This window comes from Haloarcula sp. H-GB4, assembly GCF_030848575.1.
In the GTDB taxonomy this organism is placed as follows: Archaea; Halobacteriota; Halobacteria; order Halobacteriales; family Haloarculaceae; genus Haloarcula.
In genome coordinates, this window is record NZ_JAVDDX010000002.1 from 191,412 (window position 1) to 206,208 (window position 14,797).

Here is a 14,797-nt window from a genome sequence, read left to right on the forward strand (position 1 = left end):
AGAGCGTTTTCCTTTCGAGGCGAGCGGCTGCGTCCCGTCGGCGCCGGCCCAACGAGCAAAGAATATGTATCGGGAGTTGCAGTGCCATGGGTAGCGAGCATGACTGACGCGACACCGCCCGATGACGGCCAGAGCGCGACCACACCGGAGGAACCGGAAACCGCCGGCTTCGTCGAGTACGGCATTGACGACAAGCCGCCGCGAAAGCAAGCGATACTGCTCGGCGTCCAGCATTACCTGACGATGATCGGCGCGTCCGTCGCGATCCCGCTCGGACTCGCGGGTGCGATGGGGATGTTTGAGGCTGCGCCGGACCAGGTCGGCCGTCTCATCGGGACGTTTTTCGTCGTCTCGGGTATCGCGACGCTCGCCCAGACGACGCTCGGGAACAGATATCCGATCGTTCAGGGCGGGACGTTCTCGATGCTTGCGCCCGGGCTGGCCATCATTGGCGTGCTAGCCCAGCAGGGCGCGAACTGGCAGACCATGCTCGTCGAACTACAGGGGGCTGTCATCGTCGCCGGCATCGTTGAAGTGGTGATCGGTTACAGCGGCCTCATGGGAAAGCTGAAGCGATATGTCGGCCCGATCGTTATCGCACCGGTCATCGCGCTTATTGGACTAGCGCTGTTTAACGTTCCACAGATTGCGAACCCGAACTTCGGCGACCCCGGGACCGGGCAGAACTGGTGGCTGCTTGGGCTGACGATGCTCTCGATTATTGCGTGTTCGCAGTACCTCGACCGACGCCACCGCGCGTTCAAGCTCTTTCCCGTGCTTCTGGGTATTCTGTTTGCGTGGACCGTCGCGGCTATCCTCTCGGTCACTGGCGTCTTCACCCCGGGCTCGGTCAGCTACGTCTCGCTCGGTTCTGTCACGAGCGCCCCGCTGGTCCAGCCGATCTACCCGTTCCAGTGGGGGCTCCCGCAGTTCACGCCGGGCTTCATCGTCGGGATGTTTGCCGGGATGCTCGCCTCTGTTGTCGAGAGCTTCGGTGACTACCACTCCGTTGCCCGCATCGCCGGCCGCGGTGCGCCGAACAGCAGCCGAATCAACGACGGTATCGGGATGGAGGGGGTCGGCAATGTGTTTGCCGGCATTATGGGCACCGGTAACGGCTGTACGTCGTACACTGAGAACGTTGGCGCAATCGCTATCACCGGCGTCGCCTCCCGATACGTCGTGCAAATCGGTGCGGCGGTGATGATTCTGGTCGGATACTTCGGACCGGCGGGCCAGCTGTTCGCGACCATCCCGTCGCCGATTATCGGTGGCCTCTATATCGTCATGTTCGGGCAGATCGCCGCAGTCGGGCTCTCACAGCTCAAATACGTTGACCTCGATGCTAACCGAAACGTCTTCATTGTCGGTTTCGCACTCTTCGTCGGCCTCGCAGTGCCCGAGTATATGAGTCAGGTCGGGCAGGGGATGGATGTCGGCGGCTCGACAGCCCTCCAGCAGGGTCTGGCAGCTGTCCCGGTCCTTGGAGGCGTACTCGGGACCGATGTGGTTGCGACCACGCTGTTTGTCATGGGCGGGACCGGGATGGTCGTCGGTGGCATCGTTGCCTTCGTCCTCGACAACACCGTGCCAGGGACCCGCGAGGAGCGCGGACTCGCAGCCTGGGTCGCGCTCACCGAAGATGACAATGAATACGTCTCAGCGCTAGACCGTATCCGCGGCCGCGACAGCGACCGCCCGGCCGCAGTGAGCGACGACTGACCGTGGACAACGACAGCGACGGCACGACCGGGGACACCACACCGCTTGTTAGCGACGAGCGGTACGCCGGCACGCTCCGAACCGGCGGGACTGTCATCATCGGTGTTGACCGTCTTGTAGTTGACCGTGGTGACGAGCCGATGGTCGTTGATCTCGACGACGTAGTCGAGGTGAGTCTGCAAGACATCGACTGGTTTCTTGCGGTGATGAGCGTCGCGCTAGTCGGCTTCGGGTTGCTGTCACTCGACCGGTCCATCCTCCTCGGCGGGGCCTTCGCTGTCGCTGGTGCTGTCAGCCTCGCACTCACCTACCGCAAGCGGTACGCACTCAGGATACAGGTCACCGGTCGTACCGACCCGCTCAAGTGTTTCCCTGCGGACCCACAGGCACTACTTGCCGAACTGGAAGCGGCGCTGGCCGACTGACCGGAAATCGCCTACACTTACCCCGGTCCCCGTTCCAGTCGGTTGTATGTCCGCAGACAACGTGCAGTCGCTTATTGACCAGTTGCACGAAGAGGCCGAGATGGACCGACCGAACGACCTAACGCCCGATGTCGGCATCATCATGGGATCGGATTCAGATCTACCGACGATGGCAGGCGGGCAGGGTAAGCGACCGGGGGCCTACGCGGCGCTCGCCGACGAACTCGGCTTTGAGGAACAGACGGACTACACCGACGCGCCTGAGAGCCGCTTCACCTTCGAGACGTTCGTTTGCTCGGCCCATCGGACGCCCGACCTGATGTACGCCTACGCAGCGACGGCCGCCGAGCGCGGCATCGACGTGATTATCGCCGGCGCTGGTGGCAAGTCCGCAGACCTGCCGAACATGACCGCCAGCATCGCCTACCCGCTGCCGGTCATTGGGGTCCCAGTGCAGGAGAAATCCGTCGACTCGGTTATCGGGATGCCACAGGGCGCGCCGATCACGGCAGTCGACGCCGGCAAGTCGTTCAACGCTGCGCTCTCAGCGGTACAGATTCTCGCGCGGCAGCACGACGAACTCTGTGACCGGCTTGTCTCGTACCACGAGGGGCTCCAGACCGATGTCGGCGAGGCGTCACGTGACCTCCACGAACTCGGGACGCCCGGATTCAAACGCGAATACTGGGACGAGTGATACCCGAGGGGCGCCACACCCAGGGAGGTGGATGCAGATAACTTTCCATCCGAAAGCGCGTCGGCTCTTAAAGACCTGCAGGACCGAAAAACCGAACAATGAACCCTTATATGCGAGTACTCCTAACCGGCAGACGATAGGAGATACCGGAATGAGTAATCCATGGATCGCCATCGGCGCGCTCGCGGTCGTGGCGCTAGCCATCCCAGTGACGATGATGGCAGTTTCGAGCCTCTTGCGGCCCAGCGTGCCGGAACAAGGCAAACGCACCACCTACGAGTCCGGTGAAGTGCCGACTGGCAGCAGTCGACAGATCAAGTTTAATATCCAGTACTACATGGTCGCGCTGCTGTTCGTCGTCTTCGACATCGAGACCGTCTTCATCTTCCCGTGGACGGTCATCTACAGCGACGCAGCCGCTGAGTTCGGGATGACCACGGCACTGCTACCGATGGTCGTATTCATCGCGATTCTCGCCATCGGACTCGGTTGGGCCTGGCGTAACGGCGCAGTTCAGTGGGTGCGCAGTCCGCGCGCCACGAAGGGGGCAGACACATATGAGTAGTGACCAAACACCACCGGCCGTCGAAGACGTATCGACACAAGAGGCCCGCATGGGTGACGGGGCCGACGACCGCTTCAACTCGACGCTACGCGAGGCGTTCGGGTCGACGCCGTTCATCCTGACCAAGTTCGACAAGTTCATGAACTGGGTCCGGGGCTCCTCGATGTTCATGCTACAGTTCGGGATCGCCTGCTGTAGCATCGAAATGATCCACACCTACGCGATCAAGCACGACCTCGACCGCTTCGGTTCAGGGGTGCCGCGTGCGTCCCCGCGTCAGGCAGATGTCATTATCATTCCGGGGACCATCGTCTCGAAGTTCGCGCCGCGGATGAAGCGCGTCTACGACCAGATGCCCGAGCCGAAGTTCGTTGTCTCGATGGGTTCCTGTACCATTTCCGGCGGCCCGTTCCAGGAAGGATACAACGTCATCAAGGGCGCGGAAGAGGTCATCCCGGTCGACATCCACGTGCCGGGTTGTCCGCCACGCCCCGAGGCACTCATCTACGGCGTCGCCAAGCTGCAAGAGCGCATCGCTGAGGGCGAGTCCTCGCCAGTGACGGTCAAACCCTATGAACTGGAGCAGTTCGGCGATCTCGAACAGGACGAGCTTGTGGACAAGCTCGCTAGCGAAATCGACGAGGAAGACCTCGTTATGCGGTACAACTGGAACGACTCCCCCTAACTTGCCATGAGTTTAGAAAAACCATCACGCGATACGGCGCTTGACGTCGGAGTCACCGAGGACGGCCTCGATTACGACGCGCTTGCGGACCTGCTCGGGGGCCACGTCCTCGACCGTGAGGAGCACGTCAACGCCGAGGGGTTCGTTATCCGTCCCGACGAGGTTCAGGACGTCCTCTCAACGCTGAAAGAGGAAGCTGGGTTCGACCACTGCGCCTGTGTCACAGCACAGGAGTACGACGACCGGTACGAATCCATCTACCACCTGCGGAAGTACAACGACCCGACACAGGAGCTGTCGATTGTCGTCCCCTCACCGAAAGACGATCCGCACAACGAGTCGGCCGCTCGCGTTTATGACACCGCAGACTGGCATGAACGAGAGGCCTACGATTTGGTCGGCATCGACTACGACGACCACCCGGACCTCCGGCGCATCCTGCTGCCCGAGACCTGGCAGGGCCACCCCCTGAGCCAAGACTACAATCAGGACCAGCCACAGATCGTCTCGCTGCGAGAGCACGCGAATCCGCTGGAAGACGACAAGCGCAGCGAGGACGACCCGGACACGATGTTCGTCAATATCGGTCCGCACCACCCGGCAACCCACGGCGTGCTCCACGTCGAGACGGTGCTTGACGGCGAGCAGATCGCCGACCTCGAACCCGATATCGGCTACCTGCACCGCTGTGAGGAGCAGATGTGCCAGCAGGGAACCTACCGCCATCAGATCATGCCGTACCCCGACCGATGGGACTACATTTCCGCTGGCATTCTCAATGAGTGGGCGTACGCGCGCGCTGCCGAGGACCTCGCGGATATCGAGGTTCCCGAATACGCACAGGTCATCCGGACGATGGCGGCAGAGATGTGCCGGATCGCCTCGCACGAACTCGCACTGGCGACGTTCGCGCTGGACGTGTTCGGTGACTTCACCGCAGTCTTCCAGTACGGGATCCGCGACCGCGAAATCGTCCAGAACCTGCTCGAAGATCTGACCGGCCAGCGGCTGATGTTCAACTACCTCCGACTGGGCGGGGTTGCCTGGGATCTGCCAGAGCCTCGCGAGGAGTACTTCGAGAAGATCCGCGACTTCCTCGACGATCTCCCGCACAAGCTCGAAGAGATCCACGACCTCGTCACCGGTAACGAGATTTTCCAGATGCGGTGTGTCGACACCGGCGTCCTCTCCCCGGAGCAGGTCAAGCAGTACGGCGCAACCGGTCCCGTGGCACGCGGCTCTGGCGTCGACTACGACATCCGGCGGGACGACCCATACGGCTACTACGACGAACTCGACTGGAACGTCGTCACCGAGCAGGGCGGCGACAACTTCAGTCGTGTTCTCGTCCGCCTTCGTGAGGTCGAGGAGTCGGCCCGCATCATCGAGCAGTGTGTCGACCTGCTGGAGCAGTGGCCGGAAGACGACCGCGAGATTCAGGCTAACGTCCCGCGGACGCTCCGCCCGGACCCCGACAAGGAGATCTACCGCTCTGTCGAGGGCGCGAAGGGTGAACTCGGCATCTACATCCGCTCAGATGGGACAGACAAGCCGGCGCGGTTCAAGATCCGCAGTCCGTGCTTCTCGAACCTGCAGACGCTGCCGGAGATGTCTCAGGGCGAATACATCCCTGACATGATCGCCTCGCTCGGGAGCCTCGACATCGTACTCGGGGAGGTGGACCGGTAATGCAGTCGGCGCCGTTACCGGAAACGCTCGCGAACCTGCTTGGGCTTGACCCCAACAGCACGGCCGTGATGATCGTGATGAGCCTCATCGGCGCGGGGCTCATTGGGACGCTCATGATGACGAACACGGCGCTTGCTGGTCCGTGGGCGAAGCGAAAAATTACGGCCGCGTTCACCGACCGCATCGCTGTCGACCGTATCGGCCCCTACGGGCTGTTCATCATCGTGGCCGACGCCGTCCGCCTGCTCTCGAAGGAACTCATCGTTCCCGAAGGCGTCGACCGGCCGGCGTGGGACCTCGCGCCGCTCATCATTGCTAGCACCGCGCTGCTCGGGTTCGCTGTTATCCCGATGGGGAACGGCATCCAGCTCGCCGACCCCGAGGTCGGCCTAGCGTACGTGTTTGCGACGGCCTCGATGGCCTCCATCGGTCTGGTAATGGCCGGCTACGCATCGAACAACAAGTACTCATTCCTCGGCGGGCTGCGTGCTGTCGCGCAAAACCTCGCCTACGAAATCCCGCTCATCCTGACGGGCGCGTCGGTCGTCATCTTCGCCGGCTCGCTCCAGATGAGCGAGATCGTCGCGGCCCAGCAGCAGTCGCTGATCGGTCCGCTGCCGTCGTGGTACGCGTTCGTGAACCCCTTCGCGTTCGTGCTGTTCATGATTGCGAACCTCGCAGAGGTCGGCCGCAATCCGTTCGACATCCCGGAAGCACCGACCGAGATTGTCGCCGGCTACCAGACCGAGTACTCCTCGGTGTACTTCGTGCTCGTCTACCTCGGGGAGTTCATCCACATCTTCCTCGGTGGGGCGATCATCGCCACGATCTTCCTCGGCGGCCCGGCCGGTCCGGTTCTGCCGGGCATCGTCTGGTTCCTCATCAAGATCTGGGGCGTCTTCCTGTTCACGCAGTGGGCCCGCTCGGCGGTCCCGCGCGTCCGGATCGACCAGCTTATCGAAATCGGTTGGAAGGGAATGTTGGTGCTCTCGCTGGCGAACCTGCTGCTGACCGCGGTTATCGTCGGGGTGACCGTCCAATGACGGCCACGCGAACCGACCCACGAGCGACTGGAGGAGACCTGTCATGATTGGAATCCTGAAATCAATGGCGACGACGATGAAACACGCCCTCGACGGGGAGACGTTCACGGTGGAGTACCCGGACGTCGCCCCCGAGGTGAGCCCCCGCTTCCGCGGCGTCCACAAGTGGAGCCAAGAGCGGTGTATCTGGTGTCGGCAGTGTGAGAACGTCTGCCCGAACAACACCATCCAGATCGTGATGGACGAGCAGCGCAACGGTGAGCAGTACAACCTCCACATCGGCCAGTGTATCTACTGCCGGCTGTGCGAGGAAGTCTGCCCGACCGACGCGATCCTGCTGACCCAGAACTTCGAGTTCACTGCGGACACGAAAGACGAGTTCGCCTACGACAAGGAACAACTCAAGAACGTGCCGTGGTACAAGGATATCGACCCACTGGAGTCACGCGAACCCGACCGGGGCGCGTGGATCGGCGAGGGCGACGGCGAAGTCGACTACCAGTAATCCTTCGACGGATTTTCAGCGGGTTTGTATCAATGCACTCGAAGCGACTGCTCTGTTCTTACTAGCGCGGACTTCCACAGAACAGCCGCATCCGCTCAAGGAGATTGGCTTTCCAGTGTCGATTCGAGAGTGGTGTGACAGTACGCGGCACCGAAAATGATTGTTTTCTTATATATGTTCGCACGTAAGACGGGAGTGCCCCGAAATATAGAGTCCATACCGGCAAACAGTGGCTCTACTGGCGAGACGAAAGAGGAATCTTCAAAGGGACGCCGCAAAGAGTCTCCAAGTAAGATGGCACTGGCAGAGTCAATTGCGTTCGCGCTGTTCGCTATCGTAACAGTGGGCAGCGCTGCGGGCGTCGTGTTAGTCCGGGACGTCTGGCACTCGGCGCTGTTACTGGGCGTGTCCCTTATCAGCGTCGCAGTGTTTTACGTCATGAACCAGGCGGCGTTCGTCGCAACGATGCAGATCCTGGTGTATGTCGGCGGCGTCCTCATTCTCATCACCTTCGCGGTGATGCTGACCCGCGAGGACGAGTCGGTGATCGAGGTGACACCATGACCACAAAGCCCGAACTACAGACGGAGGGGAGTTTCGTCGCGGGACTGGCCGCAATCGCCCTGTTCGTCGTCCTCGGTGCAGTGTTCATGGGCGTCTCGTTTCCCGCGCCAGCGGGCTTCGGTGAGGGAGCGGCAATAACCAAGAGCCTCGGCGCGGCGATGTTCGATATCGCCCCGGGCGTGATTATGGGCAAGGGTGAGACGGCCGTTCCCGGTGAAGGGTTCCTTGTCGCGTTCGAGGTTATCGACATCGTGCTGGTGGCCGCACTTGTCGGCTCCGTCATGCTCGCCCGACGCGAAGTCGCTGGCGAATCAGTAACACTCGGTGTCGAAACCACGGACGACGACGACATGGCCGTTGCCGCTGACGGTGGTCCGGGAGGTGACGACTCGTGATTCCGGCTGAAACGTATCTCCTCCTGTCGGCGGCCATATTCTGTATCGGCCTGTTCGGCATCCTCACCCGACGGAACGCGCTCATCTTCCTGATGTCCGTCGAGCTGATGTTGAACGCTGCGAACATCAACCTCGTCGCGTTCTCACTGCAACACGGGAACCTCACCGGCCAGGTGTTCAGCCTGTTCACGATGGCACTCGCCGCCGCGGAGGTCGCCATCGGGATCGGTATCGTCCTGGTCCTGTACCGCAACTTCTCAGACGTGGACGTGACGAAGGCGACGACGATGAGGTGGTAACAGATGGCTGCATTCACATACGCTCCGGCGATTGTCCTGCTGCCGTTTGTATCGTTCCTCGTCGCGCTGTTTGCCGGCGACCGCATGCCGAAAGGCGGCGCGCTCGCAGGCATCACCGCGACGGGTGGATCGCTCCTGCTGTCGATCTGGGTCGCGCTGACAGTGGCCGGCGGTGAAGTCCACAACGAGATGCTGTACACGTGGACCGCAAGCGTCGAGTCACTCCGGCTGAACTTCGGCCTGCTACTTGACCCGCTGTCGGCGCTCATGCTGCTTATCGTCTGTCTCATCTCGTTCCTCGTCCACATATTCTCACTTGGCTACATGAACGACGAGGGCGAGACTGGCCTCCCGCGCTATTACGCCGGACTCGGCCTGTTCACAGCAAGTATGCTCGGGTTTGTTGTCGCCAACAACCTCCTGATGGCGTTCATGTTCTTCGAGCTGGTGGGCCTGTGTTCGTACCTGCTCATCGGCTTCTGGTTCCGTCAGGATGGCCCGCCGAGCGCCGCGAAGAAAGCGTTCCTGGTCACCCGCTTCGGTGACTACTTCTTCCTCATCGGCGTCGTCGGCATCTTCGCTACGTTCGGGACTGGCCTGTTCGCCCCGATTACGCAGGGCGGCGAAGTGGTCGCCGAGAGCTTCCCGATGCTGGCCGAACACGCCATCGTTGAGGGCGAGGTTGAGGGCATCGCGATGCTGGAGACGGTCGGCATGGGCCCACAGGCCTGGTTCACCGTGCTCGGCCTCCTCGTGCTTGGCGGCGTTGTCGGCAAGTCCGCGCAGTTCCCGCTGCACACGTGGCTACCCGACGCGATGGAAGGTCCGACGCCGGTCTCAGCGCTGATTCACGCGGCGACGATGGTCGCAGCCGGTGTGTACCTCGTCGCGCGTATGTACGGCTTCTACGCGCTCTCGCCGACGGCACTGGCCGTCATCGCTCTTATCGGCGGCTTCACCGCACTGTTTGCGGCAACGATGGGCCTGGTCAAACAGGAAATCAAGCAAGTGCTCGCGTACTCCACTATCTCGCAGTACGGATACATGATGCTCGCGCTGGGATCGGGTGGCTACGTGGCCGCGGTCTTCCACCTGACGACCCACGCCGTGTTCAAGGCGCTGCTGTTCCTCGGTGCAGGGTCGGTCATCATCGCCATGCACCACAACGAGAACATGTGGGACATGGGCGGTCTGAAAGATCGGATGCCGGTGACCTACTGGACGTTCCTCGCCGGCTCGCTCGCACTGGCCGGTATTGTTCCGTTCGCCGGCTTCTGGTCCAAGGACGAGGTGCTGTACGAGGCACTCATCCACGGCTTCGGCACTGAGGGTGGCCTCGGCACGGTCTACCTCGCCGCGTACGCGATGGGGCTGCTGGCCGTGTTCTTCACCGGCTTCTACACCTTCCGGATGGTGTACCTGACCTTCCACGGCGACGCGCGCTCGGACACCGCACGTGACCCCGAGCCAGTCCGCTGGAACGTCAAGGGCCCGCTGACGGTGCTTGGCATCCTCGCCACGACGATCGGGTTCATCAACATGAAGCCCGTCGCGGAACTGACCGGTGCGCACATCGACTTCCTGCACGTGTGGCTCAACGGCCCTGAAGAGGGTGGCTGGCCCGCGGCGCTCAACACTGGACTGCACCACTACGAGACGCTCCTGCACGACGTGGCTCACGTTGCAGCGGGCTACCCGCTCGGTGAGACAACGACGCTGCTCGCCTCTGCGGGGGTTTCGCTGGCTCTCGCACTTGCTGGCGTGCTCGTCGCGCGGAGCCTCTATGCCGGTGCCGACCCAGTCGAGCATACCGACAAGCTTGGCGGTCTGAAGACGCTACTCATGCACAACTACTATCAGGACGAATATCAGGTGTGGCTCGCGACGGGTGTCACCTACCCGCTCGCCCGTGTGATGAACAAGTTCGACCAGGGTGTCGTTGACGGTGTCGTCAACGGCATCTCCAGCGTGAGCCTGTTCGGCGGCAGCCGCATCCGACGCATCCAGTCCGGCGTCGTCAGCAACTACGCGACGCTGCTGACGCTTGGACTCGTGCTCTTGCTTGCTGCCTTTGGCGTCATGGGAGGGTGGTTCTAGATGTGGGTCGCCGCGCTCCTGCTTGTGACCCTGCTGGGAACCGGGCTCGTGTTCCTCTCGCCTGACCGGTACGCCGGAAAGCTCGCCGCAGCCGTCAGTGCGGTGCCGGCGCTCGGTAGCATCTACATGTACTGGGTGTACCTCACGCAGTACGGCGGCACGGGGAATGCCCTCCTGTCACCCGCTGACATCGCGTTCGGCCAGCAGATCCCATGGATCACGCTGGGTGAACTGGAAGTGTCGTACTACGTCGGCCTCGACGGCATTAGCATGCCGCTGCTTGCGCTGACGACGGTCCTGACGACGCTCGCCATCGTGTCCGCGTGGACGCCTATCGACGAGCGCCAGTCCCAGTTCTACGGACTGATGCTGTTCATGGAAGTGAGCCTCATCGGCGTGTTCTCCGCGCTCGATTTCTTCCTCTGGTTCGTCTTCTGGGAGGGCGTCCTCATCCCAATGTATCTGCTCATCGGTATCTGGGGCGGCCCGCGCCGGAAGTACGCCGCGATCAAGTTCTTCGTCTACACGAACGTGGCGTCGCTGGTCATGTTCGCGGGCCTGTTCGCGCTCGTGTTCAGCACTGACCTCACGTCGCTGTCCCTGCCCGCGATGGCCGAGGCGTTCCGTACCGCAAGCGGACTCCCGACCATCGCCGGCGTGAACCTGATGACCATCTCCTTCATCCTGATGTTCTTCGGGTTCGCAGTGAAGGTGCCCGTCTTCCCGCTGCACACGTGGCTCCCTGACGCTCACGTCGAAGCCCCGACGCCGGTGTCGGTCATGCTGGCCGGCGTCCTCCTGAAGATGGGGACCTACGCACTGCTGCGGTTCAACTTCACGATGCTCGCTGACACGGCCCGTCAGCTCGCGGTTCCGCTGGCGATTATCGGCGTTGTCAGCGTTATCTACGGCGCAATGCTCGCGCTGGCACAGCGCGACCTCAAACGCATCGTCGCCTACTCCTCGATTTCGTCGATGGGTTATGTCATCTTAGGTCTCGTCGCGTTCACGCCCTATGGCATGGGCGGGGCGACCTTCCAGATGATCGCCCACGGCCTCATTTCGGGGCTGATGTTCATGGCTGTCGGTGTCATCTACAACACGACGCACACGCGCATGGTCGGCGATATGTCCGGCCTCGCGGACCGGATGCCTTGGACGGTCGGCATCTTCGTCGCCGCCGCCTTCGGCTACATGGGCCTGCCGCTGATGGCCGGCTTCGCCGGGGAGTACTTCATCTTCCAGGGTTCGTTCAACGCGCCGACGCTCGGTGGGGCTGCACCGGTACTGACCTCGCTGGCGATGTTCGGCATCGTCATTGTCGCCGGCTATCTGCTGTGGGCCATGCAGCGCACGCTGTTCGGTGGCTTCAATCTGGAGACGGACTACGAGGTCAGCCCGGCCGCGTTCCACGATGTCGCGCCGCTGGCCGTGTTGCTCCTGCTAGTCATCGCACTCGGTGTCGCACCGGACCTCTCCTTTGCCATGATACAGGACTCGATATCACCAGTTCTCGAAATCGGAGGTGGTGCATAGATGGTCGCACTCCCTGACTGGATGGCGCTCGCCCCGGCGCTCTCGCTGGGCCTCGCCTCCTTAGTGCTGCTGCTAGCGGACTCGATTAACCCGGACTCGACGAACACGGGGCTGCTGGCCGGTATCTCGGTGCTCGGCTCCCTGCTTTCCTTCGGGTTCGCCGGGTGGTTCATCACCGCCGGAACCGGGATCGCCGATAGCACTGGCGTCGCACTGTTCAACAACCAGCTCGTCGTCGATCAGATGGCCCTGTTCTTCATGGCCATCGTCGGTAGCGTCACGACGCTGGTCGTGCTCGCGAGCTACGACTACATCGCTGAACACAGCTACCAGGCCGAGTTCTTCGCACTGGTCCTGCTGTCCGCGACTGGGATGAGTCTCCTTAGTGCGACCAACAGCCTGGCAACGGCCTTTGTCGCACTCGAACTGGTGTCACTGCCGTCCTACGCGCTCGTTGCCTTCCTCAAGGAGAACAAGGGAAGCGTTGAGGCGGGGCTGAAGTACTTCCTCATCGGCGCAGTGTCCTCGGCGGTGCTGGCTTACGGTATCTCGCTGGTGTACGCTGCGACCGGTGTGCTTCGATTTGACGGCGTCGCGACGGCTATTTCCAGTGGCACGGTCCAGACCATCGTCGACGGGTCGATACAGGCCCAGTCCGGTGACCCTGCCGTCCCGATGGCTATCCTCGGCGTCGGTATCCTGATGATTATCGGCGGCGTCGCATTCAAGACCGCCTCCGTGCCGTTCCACTTCTGGGCCCCCGAGGCATACGAGGGCGCACCAGCGCCAATCTCGGCGTTCCTCTCCTCGGCGTCGAAGGCCGCCGGCTTCGTGCTGGCGTTCCGCGCGTTCGCCGTTGCGTTCCCCATCGGTGACCTGCTCGCCGCCGGCGGGGCGATCAACTGGGTGATGGCGTTCCAGATCCTCGCCATCGCGACGATGTTCATCGGGAACTTCGCCGCTGCGACTCAGGAGACGGTCAAGCGAATGCTGGCTTACTCCAGTATTGGCCACGCTGGCTACGTCCTCATCGGACTCGCCGCCGTGTCCAGCTCCGGCGAAGGGCTGAGTTTCAGCATGAGTGCGGGGATGTCCCACTTGCTCGTCTACGGCTTCATGAACACGGGCGCATTCCTGTTCATTGCGCTGGCCGAGTACTGGGGCGTCGGTCGCCGCTTCGAGGACTACAACGGCCTCGGCAGGGAAGCGCCGGTCGCCTGCGCGGCGATGACGGTGTTCCTGTTCAGCCTCGCTGGCCTGCCGATCGGCGGCGGGTTCTTCTCGAAGTTCTACCTGTTCCAGGCAACGCTCAACGTCAGCGCGTGGTCACTGGCCGCCGCGCTCATCATCAACAGCGCGCTTAGCCTGTACTACTACTCTCGCGTCGTCAAGGCGATGTGGATCGAGGAACCGACCGGCAGCCGGACCATCGAGTCGTACCCGATGGGGCTGTACACCGCTGTGGTGGGTGCCGCCATCGTGACGGTGCTACTCGTCCCCGGTTTCAACCGCGTCTCCGAAATCGCGTTCCAGGCCGCACAGTTGCTGTAACAGACGGCTGCCTTCCGTTTCTCTCGTTCGTCCAATACGACAGCGGCTTACGCTGACTCGTAAACGAACACGCCGCCGCTCTCGCGTTTTTTAACACGATCAGTGACTTCGAGTACGTCCAAGTGGCCGACAGCCTCGCTCATCCCGGCGAAATACTCCGTTGCAGGCAAGTCGCCGAACAGCGCAGTCATCACGTCGCTCGGCGTCGTCGCCCCGCCGGAAACGATGTCGGCGACCTCCGCGGTGCGCTGGTCGTGTTCCGCGAGGATATCGTCAATGCGTTCCTGCGGTGATTCAACGGGCTCGCGGTGACCAGTGAGAAAACGGTCGTGGCCCTGCTCGCGGAGCCATCGCAGCGAGTCATTAAATGCCGGTAATACCTTCGGGCGCGCCCCGCTTTCGTCGGGCACCTGAAGGAATGGATTGGGCGTGATATCAGCTAGCACGTTGTCGCCGACGACCGCTTCACGGCGGCCCTGAAAGTCATACGAGAAGATGATTTCGCCCGCAGAGTGGCCTTGCACGGTGTCGACCATGAGTTCTGTATCGTCGACGGTGACGGTATCACCAGCTGCGAGCGAGCGGTCGGTGTCGACGCTCTGGGCGTAGGGCAGGAAGGCTTCCGGTAGCTGTGTGACCGTTTCGGCAGTCTCGCGTGAGACACCACACCGCTCGAAGAAATCCGCGAAGTAGGACTGTTCGGTGTGTAGTTGTGCCGCAAAATCGCGCATGATTTCTGCTCCCGGTTCGCTGGCGACGATACGAGCCCCCCGCTCGGCGAACCGGTTCGCCATGCCGAAATGGTCCGGATGCGGGTGTGTGACTAGCACCTGCTCAATGTCATCCGGAGACAGCTCCCGCGCTTCAAGCGCTTCGACCAGACGCGACCACGCTTCCTCGCTGTCGGGGCCCGGATCGACGATAGTTCGTCGCGCAATGTATGCATTGACCGGCCCGACCTGAAACGGCGTCGGAATTGACACCCGTGTGAACATATCTCCTCGTTGCAGGTGGTGGCGCAAAA

The 14,797-nt window shown here is 62.1% G+C and carries 15 protein-coding genes; 14 read left to right on the plus strand and 1 reads right to left on the minus strand.

The features are described 5' to 3' along the window. The first annotated feature begins 99 nt into the window (after positions 1-99). The 14 genes from RBH20_RS09360 to RBH20_RS09425 all read left to right on the plus strand — a co-directional run bounded on the left by RBH20_RS09360 (position 100) and on the right by RBH20_RS09425 (position 13,773). Positions 100-1,722, plus strand: a complete 1,623-nt coding sequence (locus RBH20_RS09360) for a uracil-xanthine permease family protein (RefSeq protein WP_306707906.1) — start codon at positions 100-102, stop codon at positions 1,720-1,722. Positions 1,723-1,724: 2 nt separating this feature from the next. Further along, positions 1,725-2,147: a hypothetical protein gene (locus RBH20_RS09365; RefSeq protein WP_306707907.1), complete on the plus strand. Its 423-nt coding sequence runs from the start codon at positions 1,725-1,727 to the stop codon at positions 2,145-2,147. Between the two features lie 46 nt (positions 2,148-2,193). Then, positions 2,194-2,844, plus strand: a complete 651-nt coding sequence (locus tag RBH20_RS09370; RefSeq protein ID WP_306707909.1) for an AIR carboxylase family protein — start codon at positions 2,194-2,196, stop codon at positions 2,842-2,844. A 151-nt stretch (positions 2,845-2,995) separates the two neighbouring features. Further along, positions 2,996-3,409 (plus strand): NADH-quinone oxidoreductase subunit A, encoded by a 414-nt coding sequence (locus RBH20_RS09375; protein ID WP_306707911.1) that lies wholly within the window; start codon positions 2,996-2,998, stop codon positions 3,407-3,409. Further along, positions 3,402-4,094, plus strand: a complete 693-nt coding sequence (locus RBH20_RS09380) for an NADH-quinone oxidoreductase subunit B (RefSeq protein ID WP_306707913.1) — start codon at positions 3,402-3,404, stop codon at positions 4,092-4,094. Before RBH20_RS09375 ends, RBH20_RS09380 begins: the two co-directional genes overlap by 8 nt. A 6-nt stretch (positions 4,095-4,100) precedes the next feature. Next, entirely contained in the window at positions 4,101-5,783 is a 1,683-nt protein-coding gene (locus tag RBH20_RS09385; protein WP_306707915.1) for an NADH-quinone oxidoreductase subunit D, read from the plus strand. Next, the gene (locus tag RBH20_RS09390) at positions 5,783-6,826 is read left to right on the plus strand and encodes a complex I subunit 1 family protein (protein WP_306707918.1); all 1,044 of its coding nucleotides are present in this window, start codon (positions 5,783-5,785) and stop codon (positions 6,824-6,826) included. Before RBH20_RS09385 ends, RBH20_RS09390 begins: the two co-directional genes overlap by 1 nt. 43 nt (positions 6,827-6,869) lie before the next feature. After that, the gene (locus tag RBH20_RS09395; RefSeq protein WP_004518194.1) at positions 6,870-7,331 is read left to right on the plus strand and encodes an NADH-quinone oxidoreductase subunit I; all 462 of its coding nucleotides are present in this window, start codon (positions 6,870-6,872) and stop codon (positions 7,329-7,331) included. Positions 7,332-7,625: 294 nt separating this feature from the next. After that, positions 7,626-7,895, plus strand: a complete 270-nt coding sequence (locus RBH20_RS09400) for an NADH-quinone oxidoreductase subunit J (protein WP_004518193.1) — start codon at positions 7,626-7,628, stop codon at positions 7,893-7,895. Beyond that, positions 7,892-8,290, plus strand: a complete 399-nt coding sequence (locus RBH20_RS09405; RefSeq protein WP_306707926.1) for a proton-conducting membrane transporter — start codon at positions 7,892-7,894, stop codon at positions 8,288-8,290. The genes RBH20_RS09400 and RBH20_RS09405 overlap by 4 nt, the downstream gene beginning before the upstream one ends. Then, on the plus strand, positions 8,287-8,589 hold the full coding sequence (nuoK, locus tag RBH20_RS09410) for an NADH-quinone oxidoreductase subunit NuoK (protein WP_014040788.1): 303 nt from the start codon (positions 8,287-8,289) through the stop codon (positions 8,587-8,589). Before RBH20_RS09405 ends, nuoK begins: the two co-directional genes overlap by 4 nt. A gap of 3 nt (positions 8,590-8,592) precedes the next feature. Beyond that, on the plus strand, positions 8,593-10,686 hold the full coding sequence (gene nuoL / locus RBH20_RS09415) for an NADH-quinone oxidoreductase subunit L (protein WP_306707929.1): 2,094 nt from the start codon (positions 8,593-8,595) through the stop codon (positions 10,684-10,686). After that, positions 10,687-12,222: a NuoM family protein gene (locus RBH20_RS09420; protein ID WP_306707931.1), complete on the plus strand. Its 1,536-nt coding sequence runs from the start codon at positions 10,687-10,689 to the stop codon at positions 12,220-12,222. After that, positions 12,223-13,773, plus strand: coding sequence for an NADH-quinone oxidoreductase subunit N (locus tag RBH20_RS09425; RefSeq protein ID WP_306707932.1), 1,551 nt, complete (start codon positions 12,223-12,225; stop codon positions 13,771-13,773). 47 nt (positions 13,774-13,820) lie between these two features. Here RBH20_RS09425 and RBH20_RS09430 read toward each other — a convergent pair whose 3' ends face one another. Continuing rightward, positions 13,821-14,768 (minus strand): MBL fold metallo-hydrolase, encoded by a 948-nt coding sequence (locus RBH20_RS09430; RefSeq protein WP_306707934.1) that lies wholly within the window; start codon positions 14,766-14,768, stop codon positions 13,821-13,823. Positions 14,769-14,797 lie beyond the last annotated feature (29 nt).

What these genes read in the sequence shown, in the direction of transcription:
- RBH20_RS09385 (WP_306707915.1), top strand. Translation starts at nt 4,101, where the DNA reads ATGAGTTTAGAAAAACCATCACGCGATACGGCGCTTGACGTCGGAGTC.
- RBH20_RS09425 (WP_306707932.1), top strand. Translation starts at nt 12,223, where the DNA reads ATGGTCGCACTCCCTGACTGGATGGCGCTCGCCCCGGCGCTCTCGCTG.
- RBH20_RS09430 (WP_306707934.1), bottom strand. Translation starts at nt 14,768, where the DNA reads ATGTTCACACGGGTGTCAATTCCGACGCCGTTTCAGGTCGGGCCGGTC.
- RBH20_RS09400 (WP_004518193.1), top strand. Translation starts at nt 7,626, where the DNA reads ATGGCACTGGCAGAGTCAATTGCGTTCGCGCTGTTCGCTATCGTAACA.
- RBH20_RS09370 (WP_306707909.1), top strand. Translation starts at nt 2,194, where the DNA reads ATGTCCGCAGACAACGTGCAGTCGCTTATTGACCAGTTGCACGAAGAG.
- RBH20_RS09380 (WP_306707913.1), top strand. Translation starts at nt 3,402, where the DNA reads ATGAGTAGTGACCAAACACCACCGGCCGTCGAAGACGTATCGACACAA.
- RBH20_RS09395 (WP_004518194.1), top strand. Translation starts at nt 6,870, where the DNA reads ATGATTGGAATCCTGAAATCAATGGCGACGACGATGAAACACGCCCTC.
- nuoL (WP_306707929.1), top strand. Translation starts at nt 8,593, where the DNA reads ATGGCTGCATTCACATACGCTCCGGCGATTGTCCTGCTGCCGTTTGTA.
- RBH20_RS09405 (WP_306707926.1), top strand. Translation starts at nt 7,892, where the DNA reads ATGACCACAAAGCCCGAACTACAGACGGAGGGGAGTTTCGTCGCGGGA.
- RBH20_RS09420 (WP_306707931.1), top strand. Translation starts at nt 10,687, where the DNA reads ATGTGGGTCGCCGCGCTCCTGCTTGTGACCCTGCTGGGAACCGGGCTC.
- RBH20_RS09375 (WP_306707911.1), top strand. Translation starts at nt 2,996, where the DNA reads ATGAGTAATCCATGGATCGCCATCGGCGCGCTCGCGGTCGTGGCGCTA.
- RBH20_RS09390 (WP_306707918.1), top strand. Translation starts at nt 5,783, where the DNA reads ATGCAGTCGGCGCCGTTACCGGAAACGCTCGCGAACCTGCTTGGGCTT.
- RBH20_RS09360 (WP_306707906.1), top strand. Translation starts at nt 100, where the DNA reads ATGACTGACGCGACACCGCCCGATGACGGCCAGAGCGCGACCACACCG.